Below are 15,490 nucleotides of genomic sequence, written 5' to 3' on the forward strand. Positions count from 1 at the left end.
ATTTATGATTTTTACATTTTATTCATTTAAAGGTGGAGTTGGGCGCACAATGGCATTAGCTAACGTTGCTGAGTTACTATATCAACGTGGCTTAACAGTGTTAATGGTGGATTTCGATTTAGAAGCTCCCGGTTTAGAACGCTTTTTCGATATATCAAATCAAGATGAAGAACCAAAGGTATTAAATAGTCCACATGAAGTAATTGAGAAACGAGGAGTTATTGATTTATTGCTTTCTTACAAGCAATCATACTCTTTCCATTTACCTAACCAAGAATCTGAAAATACATCAGAAGGTTCAAAAGAAGATAAAATTTCGTTTACGTTTGAACCCATTGATAACTTTATTGTTCCTCTTTATGCAGAAAATGACAAAGGAGGTAAATTATATATTATTCCTTCTGGATGTCGAGGTGAGGGGAAATTCTCAGAATATGCCAGCAAGGTTTATTCATTTGATTGGAATGATTTTTATGATCATTATAATGGTAAGCAGTTTTTTGAATGGTTCAGAAAGGAAGTCGTTGATTTTGCTGATGCAGTGTTAATTGATAGCCGTACTGGTGTCACTGAAATGGGAGGAGTTTGTACTTATCAATTAGCTGATGTTGTAGTGATGTTTGTTGCACCAAATGGACAGAATATTGATGGTAGTTTAAAAATGGCACAAAGTTTATCTAATCCTGATTTAATTGAAAAGGCAAGAGACAGGAGAGATTTATCTTTAGTTATTGTGCCCAGTCGAGTGGATAATAATGAAAAAAGATTGTTAGATAATTTCCAAGACGAATTTGATGAAAAATTTAGAAAGTATATTCCAAATAGAATGAGAATGAGGTTAGAGTCACTGCAAAAAAGTGCTTTTCTTTATTTAAAAATACCTTATGTTCCCTTTTATTCTTTCAAAGAAAAAGTTGCTGTTCGTGACGCTGATAAAGCAAGTGCTTCTGATTTAAGTGAAGCTTATAGAAATTTAGTTTCCACTCTTATAAGATTATCACCTATATTGTACGAGAAAACGCATCCTAATACCAGTCTAGTTTACTCATCATTTCTTTCAATGCTATGTAAAAGTTATTTAGATGCTTATCCTGATCCTCAACCCTATTATAGACAGAAAAGAGTTTTTAATGATAATCAAGATACACTCAGAACAAAAATTATGGAAGAATGGAATAATATAATACCTACAGCAGTAAATAATTTGATTACGGCTATCTATGAGGATAAACCTATTAATAAGGAGGTATTAGAAGAAGCTAATAATACAATTACAGACTATATAAATGAGACACTGGACTTGCCAAACTTGCCAAACGGTGATCAAGTTATTGATAATCCGTTGGAAAATGATAATATAGAAAGTGATGATACTCAACCTAGCATTGAATCTAAGGTATCAGTAGAAAAACAGAATGATTCTTTTTTTGCTTTTGTAGGGAAAATATTGTTCAGTAAAACAGAATCAACATAACCACAATTTTTAACGTTTAGCTAATGATTAAGTAGGTAAACATAATAAAAACGATATATGTTTAGTTTTGTAAAAACCGTGAAATAACCTATTTGCAAGGCATTCATTGAATTTACATTTCGTCACATACCTTTAAATTTTTCTCTTTACCTACTTAGTAGCTGAATTAATTTCCTTATAAATTTTGTCTATTTCCTTTAAATCATAAATTTCAACCCTTGCAACTTTAGTTTCCTCTGAAGGATATTCATTACCAAAGGCATAGGTTTTAACATTTTGATAACCGTTGTTGAGTAGTATATTTTCTATATACTCCGTCCTTTGAAGAGATAAACCTAGATTATATCTTGGAGATCCTACTGGACTTGCATGACCAATTAGAACAAATTCAGTATTATTATTTTGAGTTGATAACCATTTTTGTAGGTCTTCTTGATTTTCTATAGTAGTGTAACCTTCCAAAAAATTCTGAGTATATATGGGTTTGGGTTTATTGCGTTGACGAATAATTTTATAAAGGTTCTTCATGGTTTCTTGCGTATATTGTTTATGTTTTTTATCTTTTGGATTTTGATTAGCGGTAATGCCGTTTAAAGATACACTTACAAAACCCTCTGAGTTTAGAATTTTCTGCCCCAAAAAACCTGCGTCTTCCCTTATGGAATTGATTATATCTATATCTTTTAATTGCGTACTGTTAAAAACTCTATGAGTATAAAAAGATAATTCACGGTTTAGTTTATACTTGTTGTTAGTGAAATATATATCATCAAGCTTATCAGTATCCTTATTCTCGAAATAATTACTTAATAGATCAACTGGTTTTTGATTATCTATTGTTGTTAAATATTTTTTTCTATCGCTATAGGATTTATCAACTACAAAAGAATAACTTAAATACCCAATAGATGGTTTACCATCGTTACTAGTGGTTGTGACTTTATCCCACATTTCTTTATTAGTAGTAACCTTGCTGCAATTATTAAGGAATGATGCCCCTGTATCTTGAAGCTCTAATTTTTTTATAATAGTGTCGGTTGTTCCTGATTTTTCTCTACAAAATACTTGCCATTGTTCATCTTTATTGTTATCTTGTTGATTTTCCAAAATAGACTTAATCTTCTGACTATCGAAATTATGTAGGGTTTCATTCTTATTATCATTAACAATAATTGCAATAGTATCTTGTCCCAGTAATACTCGATCAAAATCATTTCTCTCTATATCAACATCTTCTGAAGCCAATGCTATATCACATTTATTTTGTTTTAGTTTTTCAATTCCATCGTTTGTTCCGCCATAATCAACAATAAATCTTACTAATCCTTGAAAAGGATTATCCTTTTTATCTTTAGTCTTTGGAAAATTGGCATCTATCGTGATATTGTTTTTATCTTTATTGTCTGATTTTTTGATTTTGTTAGCACCATGATCGGAAGCTATTGCTTCAATAAAATGAGGAGCGAACTTTTCTCCAAGTGTGACAGAACCACATAACTTAACTGTAACGTTGGGTGTCTTGATTAACCAAGCATAAAACAAATTTATATAGATGAACCAGAAAAATAACATAATACATATAATGCTATTTCGGTGCAAAAGTTTAAAAATAAAATGCTTGCTATGACTGGGTTTTTTCCAAAAAAAATACAGTCTTGCAAGCAAATATAAAACACTAAATACAAATAGCCCGAATACTATAAAAAATGGAAACAAATTATCTTCAAATCCCTGGAGCGAGAAATTGACAATAATAAAAATAACAAATATGGATATTTGTAATAGTAATAATATTACAATCTCTAACAGCAAATTTTGTTTAATTTTCTGATCTGAAGAATTGAGCATAATTATTCCTTGTTATAAAATGTTCCCCTGCTATATAGATGGCTCTTGTTCATGATCACTTATTTAGCTAAATTGTGAGCTGCACCTCTTGGGGATACATACCGGGTAAATTATACTAAACAGAGATCCCAAAAAGCAACGCACCAATTTTAACCAACTCATAATAAAAGTATAACTTTCAGAGGCGACAAAAAAGTTAAAGAAGTTACCAAGCAGGGTACGTATAAAAACTATTAAACCAGAACTATAAATACTCCGGTCCTTATCACGGTTACGACGGATTCGCAATTTTCGCTCGGGACATGGATTTGGCACTCAACAGCCCAACCTGGGGATTAATCGGCGCTCCCTGGAACAAGAAAGCTCAAGCTAAGGCTAAAGCTAAGGCTTCCGTCTAGGGGACAAAAGATAGTCTGGGGTTCTACCCCAGGAGAGTTGGGAAGTCAAGATTCAAAATTAAAAATTCAAAGTTCTGGATTTTGCATTCTGAATTTTGAGGCACATTCCCCACTCTCCACCGATCGCAAACATCATACACAGCAAGCTTGGAGATATAGAAATGCCTCAAGATCCAAAGAAGATTCAGGACCACGTTGAGCTATTCCACCAGCCAGAATACCAACAACTGTTTGAAAACAAGAAACAGTTTGAAAACGGTCACACCCCTGAAGAAGTACAACGGGTTTCCGAATGGACGAAAAGCTGGGAATACCGTGAAAAGAACTTTGAACGGACAGCTTTAACCGTTAACCCAGCTAAGGGTTGTCAACCTTTAGGCGCTATGTTTGCGGCTGTGGGTTTTGAAGGTACTCTTCCCTTCGTTCAAGGTTCTCAAGGTTGTGTAGCTTACTTCCGTACCCACTTAACCCGTCACTACAAAGAACCATTTGCTGGTGTTTCTTCTTCCATGACAGAAGACGCTGCTGTGTTCGGTGGTTTACAAAACATGATTGATGGTTTGGCTAACTCCTACAGCTTGTACAAGCCAAAAATGATCGCTGTTTGCACCACCTGTATGGCAGAAGTTATCGGTGATGACTTACAGTCATTTATCGGTAATGCTAAGGAAGCTGGTTCTGTTCCTCAAGATTTCCCAGTCCCTTTTGCTCACACACCTAGCTTCGTTGGTTCTCACATCACTGGTTACGACAACATGATGAAGGGAATTCTTTCTACCTTGACAGAAGGTAAGAAGAAAGCCAAGAGCAACGGTAAAATCAACTTCATTCCTGGTTTTGATACCTACGTAGAAAACAACCGCGAAATTAAGCGGATTGCTTCTTTAATGGGTATTGACTACACCTTGTTATCTGACAACAGTGATTATGTTGATTCACCTTGTGATGGTGAATACAATATGTATCCAGGTGGTACTAAGCTAGAAGATGCAGCAGATTCCATCAACGCTAAAGCTACCATTGCTCTTCAAGCTTACTCCACCACCAAGACCCGTGAATACATTGCTAAGGAATGGAAACAAGACGTTAGTGTTTCTCGTCCTTGGGGTATCCAGGGAACTGACGAGTTCTTGATGAAACTCAGCCAAATGACTGGTAAGGCTATTCCTGAAGAATTAGAAATTGAACGTGGTCGTGCAGTTGACGCAATGACCGACTCCCATGCTTGGTTACATGGTAAGCGTTTCGCTATCTACGGTGATCCTGACCTAGTTTATAGCGTAGTTGGTTTCATGTTAGAAATGGGCGCTGAACCAGTACATATCTTGGTTCACAACACCAACGAAGTATTCGAGAAAGAATTGCAAGCATTGTTAGATTCTAGTGCCTTCGGTAAGTCCGCTAAAATCTGGGGTGGTAAAGACTTGTGGCACTTACGCTCCTTGTTGTTCACAGAACCCGTAGACCTATTGATTGGTAACTCCTACGGTAAGTACCTGTGGCGCGATTGTGGTGTACCTTTGGTAAGAATCGGTTATCCTATCATGGACCGTCACCACTACCACCGTTATGCAACCGTTGGTTACAAAGGCATAATCAACCTGTTGAACTGGATTGTTAACACAGTATTTGAAGAAATTGACCGCACCACCAATGTTGCTGGTAAGACCGATATTTCCTACGACTTAATTCGTTAAGAAATGTCTGTAAGGATGGGGAAACCCCACCCTCGACAATAAACAAAGGGGATTGGGACTTAGGTAATTTACCTAAAATCCTATCCCCTATCTCTAATTCCTAGCATAAGCTCTTTGTTCCTTTGATCTACTTGACGGATGAATTTTCAAATAAGTTCCTGGTAATTGGTGATAAAATCCCCCTTTTCATCCTGTTCATCCTTTAATCATGGACATCATCGAACAGAATTCAGGAGTCACCGAGTCAGAATTCAGAATGAATTCTGTGCGAGTGGCGGATGAATAACTGGGTTTAAGAGACTTCCAAGAAATAAATTATCCCAAGAAACGAACCACAGAGGCACAGAGTACACAGAGAGAGAATTTTTGCATCAGTTTTGGGACATTTTTTTATTTGGAAGTCTCTAAGACCCCCACCAAATCGTAGATTTGGTGGTCTTTAATCAGTCGCAGGTTTGAATCCTCGACTGATTGATTCTGACTCCTGGCTACTGACTCCTGACTCCTTCTTCAACTCGACTATGGCTACGCCACGCAGGCTATCGCTCGATAACCACCTGATTCTGACAATTTTTCTATTTTCTCTTGCAAAACCAAATGTTATGAAAATCCCACACCTAGAAAATACAGATAAATACATATCTTTTTTGAAAGTTTATCTGTGTAAATATTAAGTTAATCAGATTTTGCAGAAAATCTAGAAATCAATCCAAACTAAGTATAAAAACTTGGTTATTTTTGGGGAATTAGAATTATTATATTTATTATGTCCTGTGGTAATCCTAAATTATTTGTGAGATATTTCTCACTTATTTTCTATTACAGCAACTTTCTATTATCTTTTCTGTAGAGACACAAACCCAGAAATAGATAATGTTGTAAATAGTTCCACAAATAATTTTTATTAATTTAAAATATTTTCGTCAAAATCATCATCTTGATGATTAACTTTAAGCAAGATTTGTCATGGTAGTAAACTCCATCTAGCACGAGAATAAAAATGAAAGTCACCCAAAGCAAAATTAACGAACTTCTGAGTGAATCAGGATGCGAACACAATCAAAAGAAACAGGGAGAAAAGAAAAATAAATCTTGTACCCAACAAGCCCAACCTGGCGCGGCTCAAGGTGGTTGTGCCTTTGATGGAGCGATGATTGCTTTAGTTCCTATTACTGATGCTGCTCACTTGGTACATGGTCCGATCGCTTGCGCTGGCAATTCCTGGGGAAGTCGTGGAAGTTTGTCTTCAGGTCCAATGCTTTATAAAACAGGTTTTACTACCGATGTGGGTGAAAATGATGTGATTTTTGGTGGTGAGAAAAAGCTTTATAAGGCGATTTTAGAAGTTAATGAAAATTACAAACCTGCGGCAGTTTTTGTTTACGCCACCTGCGTTACAGCCTTAATTGGTGATGATATTGATGCTGTTTGTAAGGTAGCAGCCGAAAAAACTGGAACTCCGGTAATTCCTGTGATTGCTCCCGGATTTATTGGCAGCAAAAACTTAGGTAATCGCTTTGGTGGTGAGGCTTTACTAGAATATGTAGTTGGTACTGCTGAACCGGAATATACTACACCCTATGATATTAATATCATCGGTGAGTACAATATTGCTGGGGAAATGTGGGGGGTTTTAAGTTTATTTGAAAAGTTAGGAATTCGGGTTTTATCGAAAATTACTGGTGATGCTCGTTATGAAGAAGTGCGTTATGCTCACCGGGCTAAATTAAATGTGATGATCTGCTCACGAGCGCTCTTAAATATGGCGCGAAAAATGGAGGAACGTTATGGAATTCCTTACATTGAAGAGTCATTTTATGGAATTAGAGATATTAATCGTTGTCTGCGAACTGTAGCTGCTAAATTAGGTGATCCTGATTTACAGGAACGCACAGAAAAACTTATTGCTGAAGAAACTGCGGCTTTGGATATTGCCCTTGCTCCCTATCGAGCCAAGTTGAAAGGAAAGCGTATTGTTCTCTATACTGGCGGTGTGAAAAGTTGGTCAATTATTTCCGCTGCGAAGGATTTGGGAATTGAAGTTGTGGCGACTAGCACGCGCAAAAGTACAGAAGAAGATAAAGCGAAAATCAAAAATTTGTTGGGTAATGATGGGATCATGTTGGAGAAAGGAAACGCTTCCGAACTCCTGAAATTAATTCAAGAAACTAACGCAGATATGCTTATTGCTGGCGGTAGAAATCAATATACTGCTTTGAAAGCGAGAATTCCCTTTTTAGATATTAACCAAGAACGTCATCATCCCTATGCTGGTTATGTGGGTATGGTGGAAATGGCGCGGGAGTTGACTGAGGCTTTATATAGTCCTGTGTGGGAGCAAATTCGTAAGCCGGCTCCTTGGGAATAATGGTCTCACGCAAAGGCGCAAAGACGCAAAGATGGGAAGTTTATAATTTATCAAAGATTAATTTATGGCGATCGCAATTGTTCCAGAAAAGTCTGTGACTGTAAACCCCCTCAAACAAAGTCAGGCTTTAGGTGCTTCTTTGGCTTTTTTGGGTTTGAAGGGAACTATGCCTTTATTTCATGGTTCTCAGGGTTGTACGGCGTTTGCAAAAGTGGTTTTGGTTCGACATTTTCGGGAAGCAATTCCTCTTGCTACTACTGCAATGACGGAAGTTACTACTATTTTGGGTGGTGAGGAAAATGTTGAGCAAGCTATTCTCACTTTGGTGGAAAAGGTACAACCGGAAATTATTGGTTTGTGTACTACGGGGTTAACAGAAACTAGAGGTGATGATATAGAAATGTTCTTGAAAGAAATTCGAGAACGTCACCCTGAACTTAATCATTTAGCCATTATTTTTGCTCCTACTCCTGATTTTAAAGGTGCATTGCAAGACGGTTTTGCAGTTGCGGTAGAAAGTATAGTTAAAGAAATTCCCAAAGCCGGGGGAATTAAACCAGAACAAATCACAATTTTAGCTGGTTCTGCGCTCACTCCCGGAGATGTGCTGGAAATTCGAGAAATTGTCACAGCTTTTGGTTTAGAACCAATCTTTGTTCCTGATTTGGGAGCTTCTTTAGATGGACATTTGGAAGATGGTTATACTCCTATAACTGCTAGTGGTACAACCCTCAAACAATTGCGTTCTTTAGGTAGTTCGGCGTTTACCTTAGCATTAGGTGAAAGTATGTTAGGGGCGGCGCAAATTTTAGAGGAACGCTTTGGAACAAGTTATCAAGTATTCAGAGATTTAACAGGATTAGAACCTGTAGATCAATTTCTGCAAAAATTATCTTTATTAAGTGGAAATCCCGTTCCTGAAAAATATCGTCGTCAACGTCGGCAATTGCAAGACGCAATGTTAGATACTCACTTTTATTTTAGTTCCAAACGAGTATCTTTAGCTTTAGAACCAGATTTGTTGTGGACTATAGTTGGATTTTTGCAATCAATGGGAGCAGAAATTCACAATGCTGTCACCACAACTCGTTCCCCTTTATTGGAAGAACTTCCTATCAATAATGTCACTATTGGTGATTTAGAGGATTTTGAAAAGTTGGCATTAGGTTCTGATTTATTAATTGGTAATTCTAACGTCAATAATATCTCTAAACGCCTTTCTATTCCGCTCTATCGTTTAGGTATTCCCATCTATGACCGATTAGGAAACGGTCTATTTACCAAAGTAGGCTATCGCGGTACTATCGAGCTTCTTTTTGGGATAGGAAACCTATTCATAGAACACGAAGAATCAACAATGATGCACCAATGGTCATCAGTAATCAACAAATAACACCTGATACCATTTTTTCTATCTCTGTGTCCTCTGTGCCTCTGTGGTTCGTTCATCTTAATTCAGAATAATTAGTATGACAACCGACCACCAACAACTGATAACTGACAACCAACAAAGGACAAATGAAAGTGAAAATTGCTTTTACGACAACTGACCGAATTCATGTTAATGCTCACTTTGGTTGGGCTAAAGAAATTGATGTTTATGAAATTTCCGACAACGGATATGAATTCATAGAAACCCTCAAATTTGAAGGTGATCTCAAAGAAGATGGTAATGAAGATAAAATTACCCCCAAACTACAAGCACTGAATGATTGCACAATTGTTTATGTTGTCGCTATTGGTGGTAGTGCAGCCGCTCGTTTAATTAAAAAGAGCGTAACTCCAGTTAAGGCTAAATCTGAAGAGGAAAAAATTGAAGATATTCTCAACAAATTAGTCAAAACTCTCAAGGGTAATCCTCCACCTTGGTTACGGAAAGCTTTAGTCCAGAAAAAACTTAGTTTTGCTGAAGAACTTGAAAACGAAGCAACATTATGAGCATAAATGATGTGAATGGAACTGGTAACAATTCAGAGGTGGTTTTAACTCCTTTCCATAAATCATTAGTTCAACAAATCCGGGCGCAAGATAGTTATGGGTTTTACCGGAGTTGGACTGATGAATTAATCCTCAAACCCTATATTGTTACTAAACAAAAGAAACGGGAAATTTCTGTAGAAGGTGAAATTGATCCCGCAACTCTTTCCCGAATAAATGCTTTTTTTCGAGCGATAGCATCCAGTATTGAAAAGGAAACCGGACTCATTTCTAATGTGGTTGTGGAATTAGGACATGAGGGTTTTGGCTGGGCTTTAATATTTTCCGGACGCTTATTATTAACTGTAAAAACCTTACGTGATGCCCATCGTTTTGGTTTTGATTCCTTCGATAAATTAGACGAAGAAGGCGCAAAGTTTGTGGAAAAAGGCATTGATTTAGCCAAGCGTTTCCCCGAAGTTGGCAATCTTTAATTAGTCAGTGGTCAGTAGTCAGTTGTCAGTGGTATTTGAACAACGAACAACTGACAAAGGACAACTGACAAAGGACAAAAAATATGACAATTGAGGAAATCACCAACAAGATTAAAAAGCTAAATAGCAAAGCAGGTCAAATGAAAATGGATCTGCATGATTTAGCGGAAGGATTGCCCACAGACTACCACAAACTGATGGATGTTGCTGCGGAAACTTATGAAATTTACTGTCAGTTAGATGGACTCAAGCAACAACTCAAAAAAATGGAGAATTCTAAATGAGTACCAATATTGATGAATTTAAAAAGCTCGTAGATGCAGAAGAGTTTTTTATCTTTTTTAATCTGTCCTACGACCAAAAATTTGTGAACGTAAATCGTTTACATATTTTGAAAAAGTTTTCTCAGTTCATGAGTCAAATTGATGATACTTATCCCCAGATAAGTGATGAAGAAAGATTAGAGAAATATTGCACAGCTTTACAGCAAGCTTATCAGGTGTTTATAGAATCCACACCCCATGAACAAAAGCTGTTCAAGGTATTTAATGATAAGCGGAAAAATGTAGTTACCCTGACAGAAATCACCTCAGATTAGGAGTTAAAAAGTGATCAACCTAACGCCTACCGAATTGGAACGCTATAGTCGCCAAATGATGCTTCCTAATTTTGGCGAATTAGCTCAAAAGCGCCTGAAGTCAGCGACTGTTTTGGTGTCAGGTGTGGGTGGATTAGGCGGTACGGCGGCGCTTTACCTAGCAGTAGCGGGCGTTGGGCGGCTAATCCTAGTCCGGGGTGGTGATTTGCGGCTGGATGATATGAATCGTCAGGTTTTGATGACTGATGACTGGGTGGGTAAACCTAGAGTATTTAAAGCCCAAGAAACACTCAAAGCCATCAATCCTGATGTCCAAGTGGATGTAATTCACGATTACATTACCGCTGAAAATGTGGATGAGTTGGTGCAGTCGGCGGATATGGCTTTGGATTGCGCTCATAATTTCACGGAACGCAATTTGTTAAATGAAGCCTGTGTGCGCTGGCGTAAGCCAATGGTAGAGGCGGCTATGGATGGAATGGAGGCTTATCTCACCACGATTATTCCTGGTGTTACGCCTTGTTTATCCTGTCTGTTTCCAGAAAAGCCGGATTGGGATCGGCGCGGGTTTTCTGTGCTGGGGGCGGTTTCTGGGACTTTAGCTTGTTTGACGGCTTTGGAAGCGGTCAAACTCATTACTGGTTTTAGTCAACCGCTGTTGTCAGAGTTGCTGACGATTGACTTGAACAGAATGGAATTTGCTAAACGTCGTTCTCACCGCGATCGCAATTGTCCAGTCTGCGGTAATACTGCCCCTTGGAGATATTCCCAATCTCAAACTGCAACAGTGTAAAGTACCACTTTTTCAAAATCCACATTCCAAATCAGAATATTCGCTACAGAATAGGAAACAAAATGACTGTTACTTTAACAGAAAAGGCTGAATTTCGTCTGCGGGCATTTTTAAAAGGTTCTGCAACCGAAGACGCTAAAAAGGGTGTCCGCATCTGGGTTAAAGACGGTGGTTGCAGCGGCTACGAGTATGGCATCGAAATTACCAGTAAGCCCCAACCTGATGATGTCGTATCTCAACAAGGAAATGTGTTGATTTACGTTGATGCTAAAAGTGCGCCGTTATTAGCAGGTGTGGTAGTTGATTTTGTTGAGGGAGTCATGGATAGCGGTTTCAAGTTTTCCAATCCCAATGCAACTGATACCTGCGGTTGTGGCAAGTCTTTTAAAACCAATGATGGTACTCCCACAGGTGTACCTTGTGGACAATAGCTCTATAGCAGGTGACAGGGAACAGGTGACAGGTGACAGTGCTAAAAGTCTTTTATTTATTATTAGTTAATGTCCTCACCTCCTTGTCCGTTGCTGTAACTCAAAAGCTCACTTCATTAATCTTTGAGGAGAATTGGAAAATGGCAAGTTATCAAGTAAGATTGATCAACAAAAAAGAAGATTTAGACACTACAGTTGAAATTGACGAAGACACCACAATTCTAGAAGGAGCAGAAGAAGCTGGTATTGAATTACCTTTTTCCTGTCACTCCGGTTCTTGCTCTAGTTGTGTAGGTAAGATTGTTGAAGGTGAAGTCAATCAAGACGATCAAGTCTTCCTAGATGATGAGCAAATGGGCAAAGGATTCGCTTTATTGTGTGTTACCTATCCTCGTTCTAACTGCACAATCAAAACCCACCAAGAACCTTACCTTGCTTAATACAATATTTGTAGGGGTTTAGCATTGCTAAACCCTTTCATTTTTAACAATGATGGAGAATGTTCATCTCGTTCATCTCGTTCATCTCGTTCCCAGTCTCTGACTGGAAACGCATTTTAGAAGGCTCTGCCTTCAATGATATTAGAGGCAGAGCCTCATCAACTGCATTCCTAGTCAGAGACTAGGAACGAGATGTGGTAGGGATTTGAGATTAAGTTGACACCATTAAGCTTTTGCTTTACCCTTTCATTTTTAACAATGATGGAGGATGTTTATCATCTTTCATCATTTCAATTTTCGCTTTTTATTTTGATAATACAATGTTTACTCCTTTTACTATTATGGGTTGTTCTTTAGAATTGCTGAAATCAGGAGATTGTGGCATTGTTACTGTTTGCCAAAGTCAAGATGAGACAATTAGAAAAAAGCTGATATTAATGGGCATTAAAACAGGGAATACGATTACTGTAGAACAGCAATTTCCGACTTTTGTGATTAAATGTGGTGGTTTATCTATGACTATAGATCGGGAAATAGCACGGGCTATTTATGTGCGGGTAATTGATGGGTGAAAAATAGAGATTATTAACTTTTGTTTAAATTGTGATTTAAAAGACATAAAACCTGTATTATTAGGTCAATGTAACAATTTAAATTAATACTCATTGATAATTGTATGAAATTACAAGAAATATTAGACTGTAGAAATAAAATTCTTCTGGGTGACAATCTATCTGTTCTCAAACAAATAGAGAATGATAGTTTTGATTTAATTATTACTTCACCACCATATTTTCAACAACGTGATTATGGAAATGGTGATTTGGGTATAGGTAATGAAGCAACTGAAGGAGAATATTTAAAAAATATACTAACAGTTTTTTGGGAATGTGTGCGCGTCTTGAAAAAAACTGGAGCAATAGTTTTTAATTTGGGAGATAAATATATTAATGGCAGTTTATCTCTAATTCCTTATAAATTTGCAATTCAAGCCACCCAAAATCAAAGTATTTTTCTTATTAATCAAATTACATGGTCAAAACTAAATCCTACACCACGTCAAGATAAAAGGAAATTAATACAAGCTACAGAACCTTTCTTCATATTTGCTAAATCAAAGGATTATTACTTTAATTTAGATAGTTATTTACAACACTTAGACACTTTTCATAAAAGCATAAAAAGTAAACCATCTGATAAATTAGGTAAAAAATATCTGGAATTAATCAAAAATTCAGATTTAAGCGAAGAACAAAAAATAAATGCTACTAAAGCATTAAATCAAGCTATTTTGGCAGTACATAATGGAGAAATTGAAGGATTTAGAATGAAAATTCATGGAATACATAAATTAGCCTATGGTGGACAAGATGGAGGCAGAAATAACCAAATTAAGAATAATGGTTTTACTATTATTAGAATTTTAGGAAACACGATGAAAAAAGACATCATCGAAAGTCCGGTAGAAATTACTAAAAATAATCATCATCCAGCAGTTTATCCTATATATATTATTCAAGAACTTATTAAATTGTTAACTCAAGAAGGTGATTTTGTCCTTGATCCTTTTTGTGGTAGTGGGACTAGTTGTGTAGCAGCTAGAAATTTAAATAGAAACTATTTAGGAATTGAAATTAATCCTGAGTATGTAAATTTAGCTAATAACCGTATGGAAGAACCTGATTCTAAACAACAGGAATTATTTATATGAAATATAATTATAATCAAGACATAGAAATATTAGAAAAATTTTATCAGCAAGCAATTGAATTAATTGAAAATCAAGCATTATCAGAAATTCAGGAAGAAATAAAAGTAAGCCTAGATATTTTTATTCAGAAAATAGAAACTGATAAATCTTTAATTCAGGTAATTATTACAACTTTACTTAAGAAAATAATTAAACCTGAGCAAGATATTAGGTTACACATGGCTAAATTTCCAAATGGATATTCTGCTAGAGTCCTTGATACTAAGGTAACTACACCATTTTTTAAAATAAATTTTCCACGATACGCTAATAAGGAAACTGCATTTTTAACAAAAGCAACACGCGCAGAAATTATCTGGAATTTTGAGGAAGGAATAAAATTACCATTGAGAAGCAAAAGTTTAGTTGAACCTTTTTTAACACTAATTGATAAAATTGAAAATCAAAAAATTGATATTGAACAATGCATAATTTATATTTTATCGCAGTTGCATCTTCTGTCCCAATATCATGAAGTGGTTTTTTTAGAAACTTTAGAAGTTGCTAATTCTGTAAATATTATCAATATTAATAGAGTGATGAAAATGGTAGAAAGACATTTTCAAGAACCTTTAAGTTCTAGGCTACCAGTTATCGTAATTTTTGCTATTTACAAACAGTTATTTAAAACTATCCGCAGATTTGAAAATAAAATATTACTACCTTTAAATGTTCATACTTCTGCTGATAAACATGGTTATGGTGATATAGAAATAAGAGATAACCATAATAATCCATTTGAAATATTAGAAATAAAACATAATGTTCCTATTGATAGAAATATGATATTAGATATAGTGAAAAAATCTGCCAATACAACAATAGAAAGGTATTATATTCTGACGACATATAAAGACTGTTTTATTAATCAAGATGAAGAAGAATATATTAATGAATTAATTTTGAATATTAAAAGAGAAAGTGGTTTAGAGATTATTGCTAATGGTATTGTGAATACTTTAAAATATTACTTGCGTTTTATAGAAGATTATCGTGAATTTATTAACACATATACCGAAGAATTAGTAAAAGATGCTAGAAATTCAACAGAAATTAAAGAATCTCATATTCAAGCTTGGCGGATAATTTTACAAGAATATCTATTCTAACTCAATTAAAAACCCAATCAGAAGAAAAGTGAGAATAAACAATGAGGAAAACTCTAAAGAAAAAAGGTTCTTCGGTTATTTTTATGGAAAACCTGGTTCAAAATCATTGAAAGCCCTATTGTGTAGGCATTTCATTGAAAATATGGAAATAATTGTTTATAACCCTTGTCCCG

Annotated in this window: 15 protein-coding genes and 1 pseudogene; 15 read left to right on the forward strand and 1 reads right to left on the reverse strand. The window is 36.0% G+C overall.

The annotated features are described in order from the left end of the window. Positions 1 to 4: 4 nt before the first annotated feature. Positions 5 to 1,474: a hypothetical protein gene (locus tag AN486_RS02745; RefSeq protein WP_290599136.1), complete on the forward strand. Its 1,470-nt coding sequence runs from the start codon at positions 5 to 7 to the stop codon at positions 1,472 to 1,474. Between the two features lie 150 nt (positions 1,475 to 1,624). Here AN486_RS02745 and AN486_RS02750 read toward each other — a convergent pair whose 3' ends face one another. Continuing rightward, positions 1,625 to 3,016: a substrate-binding domain-containing protein gene (locus AN486_RS02750; RefSeq protein ID WP_290599139.1), complete on the reverse strand. Its 1,392-nt coding sequence runs from the start codon at positions 3,014 to 3,016 to the stop codon at positions 1,625 to 1,627. Positions 3,017 to 3,564: 548 nt separating this feature from the next. On the opposite strand from AN486_RS02750, the pseudogene AN486_RS26590 reads away from it, so the two are divergent. The 14 genes and pseudogenes from AN486_RS26590 to AN486_RS02815 form a co-directional block, all read left to right on the forward strand. Further along, positions 3,565 to 3,720: pseudogene (locus tag AN486_RS26590) on the forward strand (nitrogenase molybdenum-iron protein alpha chain); the annotation flags it as partial. Between the two features lie 161 nt (positions 3,721 to 3,881). Further along, positions 3,882 to 5,417, forward strand: a complete 1,536-nt coding sequence (gene nifK / locus AN486_RS02755; protein WP_039201005.1) for a nitrogenase molybdenum-iron protein subunit beta — start codon at positions 3,882 to 3,884, stop codon at positions 5,415 to 5,417. A gap of 1,000 nt (positions 5,418 to 6,417) precedes the next feature. Then, on the forward strand, positions 6,418 to 7,785 hold the full coding sequence (gene nifE / locus AN486_RS02760; protein WP_039201003.1) for a nitrogenase iron-molybdenum cofactor biosynthesis protein NifE: 1,368 nt from the start codon (positions 6,418 to 6,420) through the stop codon (positions 7,783 to 7,785). 64 nt (positions 7,786 to 7,849) lie between these two features. Then, positions 7,850 to 9,178, forward strand: coding sequence for a nitrogenase iron-molybdenum cofactor biosynthesis protein NifN (gene nifN / locus AN486_RS02765; RefSeq protein WP_290599143.1), 1,329 nt, complete (start codon positions 7,850 to 7,852; stop codon positions 9,176 to 9,178). Positions 9,179 to 9,303: 125 nt separating this feature from the next. After that, a complete protein-coding gene (gene nifX / locus AN486_RS02770) occupies positions 9,304 to 9,723 on the forward strand; it encodes a nitrogen fixation protein NifX (RefSeq protein WP_027404272.1) in 420 nt (139 codons plus the stop codon). After that, positions 9,717 to 10,196 carry a NifX-associated nitrogen fixation protein gene (locus tag AN486_RS02775; protein WP_053540101.1) on the forward strand — a complete coding sequence of 160 codons (480 nt, stop codon included), beginning with the start codon at positions 9,717 to 9,719 and terminating at the stop codon, positions 10,194 to 10,196. Before nifX ends, AN486_RS02775 begins: the two co-directional genes overlap by 7 nt. Before the next feature lie 83 nt (positions 10,197 to 10,279). Further along, entirely contained in the window at positions 10,280 to 10,480 is a 201-nt protein-coding gene (locus tag AN486_RS02780) for a CCE_0567 family metalloprotein (protein ID WP_053540100.1), read from the forward strand. Further along, complete coding sequence (nifW, locus tag AN486_RS02785; protein ID WP_053540099.1) at positions 10,477 to 10,794, forward strand: nitrogenase-stabilizing/protective protein NifW; 318 nt, start codon at positions 10,477 to 10,479, stop codon at positions 10,792 to 10,794. Before AN486_RS02780 ends, nifW begins: the two co-directional genes overlap by 4 nt. 10 nt (positions 10,795 to 10,804) lie before the next feature. Then, positions 10,805 to 11,587, forward strand: coding sequence for a HesA/MoeB/ThiF family protein (locus AN486_RS02790; RefSeq protein ID WP_039200998.1), 783 nt, complete (start codon positions 10,805 to 10,807; stop codon positions 11,585 to 11,587). Between the two features lie 62 nt (positions 11,588 to 11,649). After that, positions 11,650 to 12,018, forward strand: a complete 369-nt coding sequence (locus AN486_RS02795; RefSeq protein ID WP_039200997.1) for an iron-sulfur cluster assembly accessory protein — start codon at positions 11,650 to 11,652, stop codon at positions 12,016 to 12,018. Between the two features lie 140 nt (positions 12,019 to 12,158). Then, complete coding sequence (locus AN486_RS02800; protein ID WP_039201032.1) at positions 12,159 to 12,458, forward strand: 2Fe-2S iron-sulfur cluster-binding protein; 300 nt, start codon at positions 12,159 to 12,161, stop codon at positions 12,456 to 12,458. Between the two features lie 320 nt (positions 12,459 to 12,778). Continuing rightward, positions 12,779 to 13,030, forward strand: a complete 252-nt coding sequence (locus tag AN486_RS02805; protein WP_039200995.1) for a FeoA family protein — start codon at positions 12,779 to 12,781, stop codon at positions 13,028 to 13,030. A gap of 104 nt (positions 13,031 to 13,134) precedes the next feature. Next, entirely contained in the window at positions 13,135 to 14,169 is a 1,035-nt protein-coding gene (locus tag AN486_RS02810) for a site-specific DNA-methyltransferase (RefSeq protein ID WP_039200993.1), read from the forward strand. Then, positions 14,166 to 15,317 (forward strand): DNA methyltransferase, encoded by a 1,152-nt coding sequence (locus tag AN486_RS02815; protein ID WP_290599151.1) that lies wholly within the window; start codon positions 14,166 to 14,168, stop codon positions 15,315 to 15,317. Before AN486_RS02810 ends, AN486_RS02815 begins: the two co-directional genes overlap by 4 nt. The last annotated feature ends 173 nt before the right edge of the window (positions 15,318 to 15,490 follow it).

The organism is Anabaena sp. AL93, assembly GCF_001672085.1.
Lineage (GTDB): Bacteria > Cyanobacteriota > Cyanobacteriia > Cyanobacteriales > Nostocaceae > Dolichospermum > Dolichospermum heterosporum.

Coding starts and splice junctions, on each gene's coding strand:
- AN486_RS02745 (WP_290599136.1), top strand. CDS start 5: ATGATTTTTACATTTTATTCATTTAAAGGTGGAGTTGGGCGCACAATG.
- nifK (WP_039201005.1), top strand. CDS start 3,882: ATGCCTCAAGATCCAAAGAAGATTCAGGACCACGTTGAGCTATTCCAC.
- nifE (WP_039201003.1), top strand. CDS start 6,418: ATGAAAGTCACCCAAAGCAAAATTAACGAACTTCTGAGTGAATCAGGA.
- nifN (WP_290599143.1), top strand. CDS start 7,850: ATGGCGATCGCAATTGTTCCAGAAAAGTCTGTGACTGTAAACCCCCTC.
- nifX (WP_027404272.1), top strand. CDS start 9,304: ATGAAAGTGAAAATTGCTTTTACGACAACTGACCGAATTCATGTTAAT.
- AN486_RS02780 (WP_053540100.1), top strand. CDS start 10,280: ATGACAATTGAGGAAATCACCAACAAGATTAAAAAGCTAAATAGCAAA.
- nifW (WP_053540099.1), top strand. CDS start 10,477: ATGAGTACCAATATTGATGAATTTAAAAAGCTCGTAGATGCAGAAGAG.
- AN486_RS02795 (WP_039200997.1), top strand. CDS start 11,650: ATGACTGTTACTTTAACAGAAAAGGCTGAATTTCGTCTGCGGGCATTT.
- AN486_RS02800 (WP_039201032.1), top strand. CDS start 12,159: ATGGCAAGTTATCAAGTAAGATTGATCAACAAAAAAGAAGATTTAGAC.
- AN486_RS02805 (WP_039200995.1), top strand. CDS start 12,779: ATGTTTACTCCTTTTACTATTATGGGTTGTTCTTTAGAATTGCTGAAA.
- AN486_RS02810 (WP_039200993.1), top strand. CDS start 13,135: ATGAAATTACAAGAAATATTAGACTGTAGAAATAAAATTCTTCTGGGT.
- AN486_RS02815 (WP_290599151.1), top strand. CDS start 14,166: ATGAAATATAATTATAATCAAGACATAGAAATATTAGAAAAATTTTAT.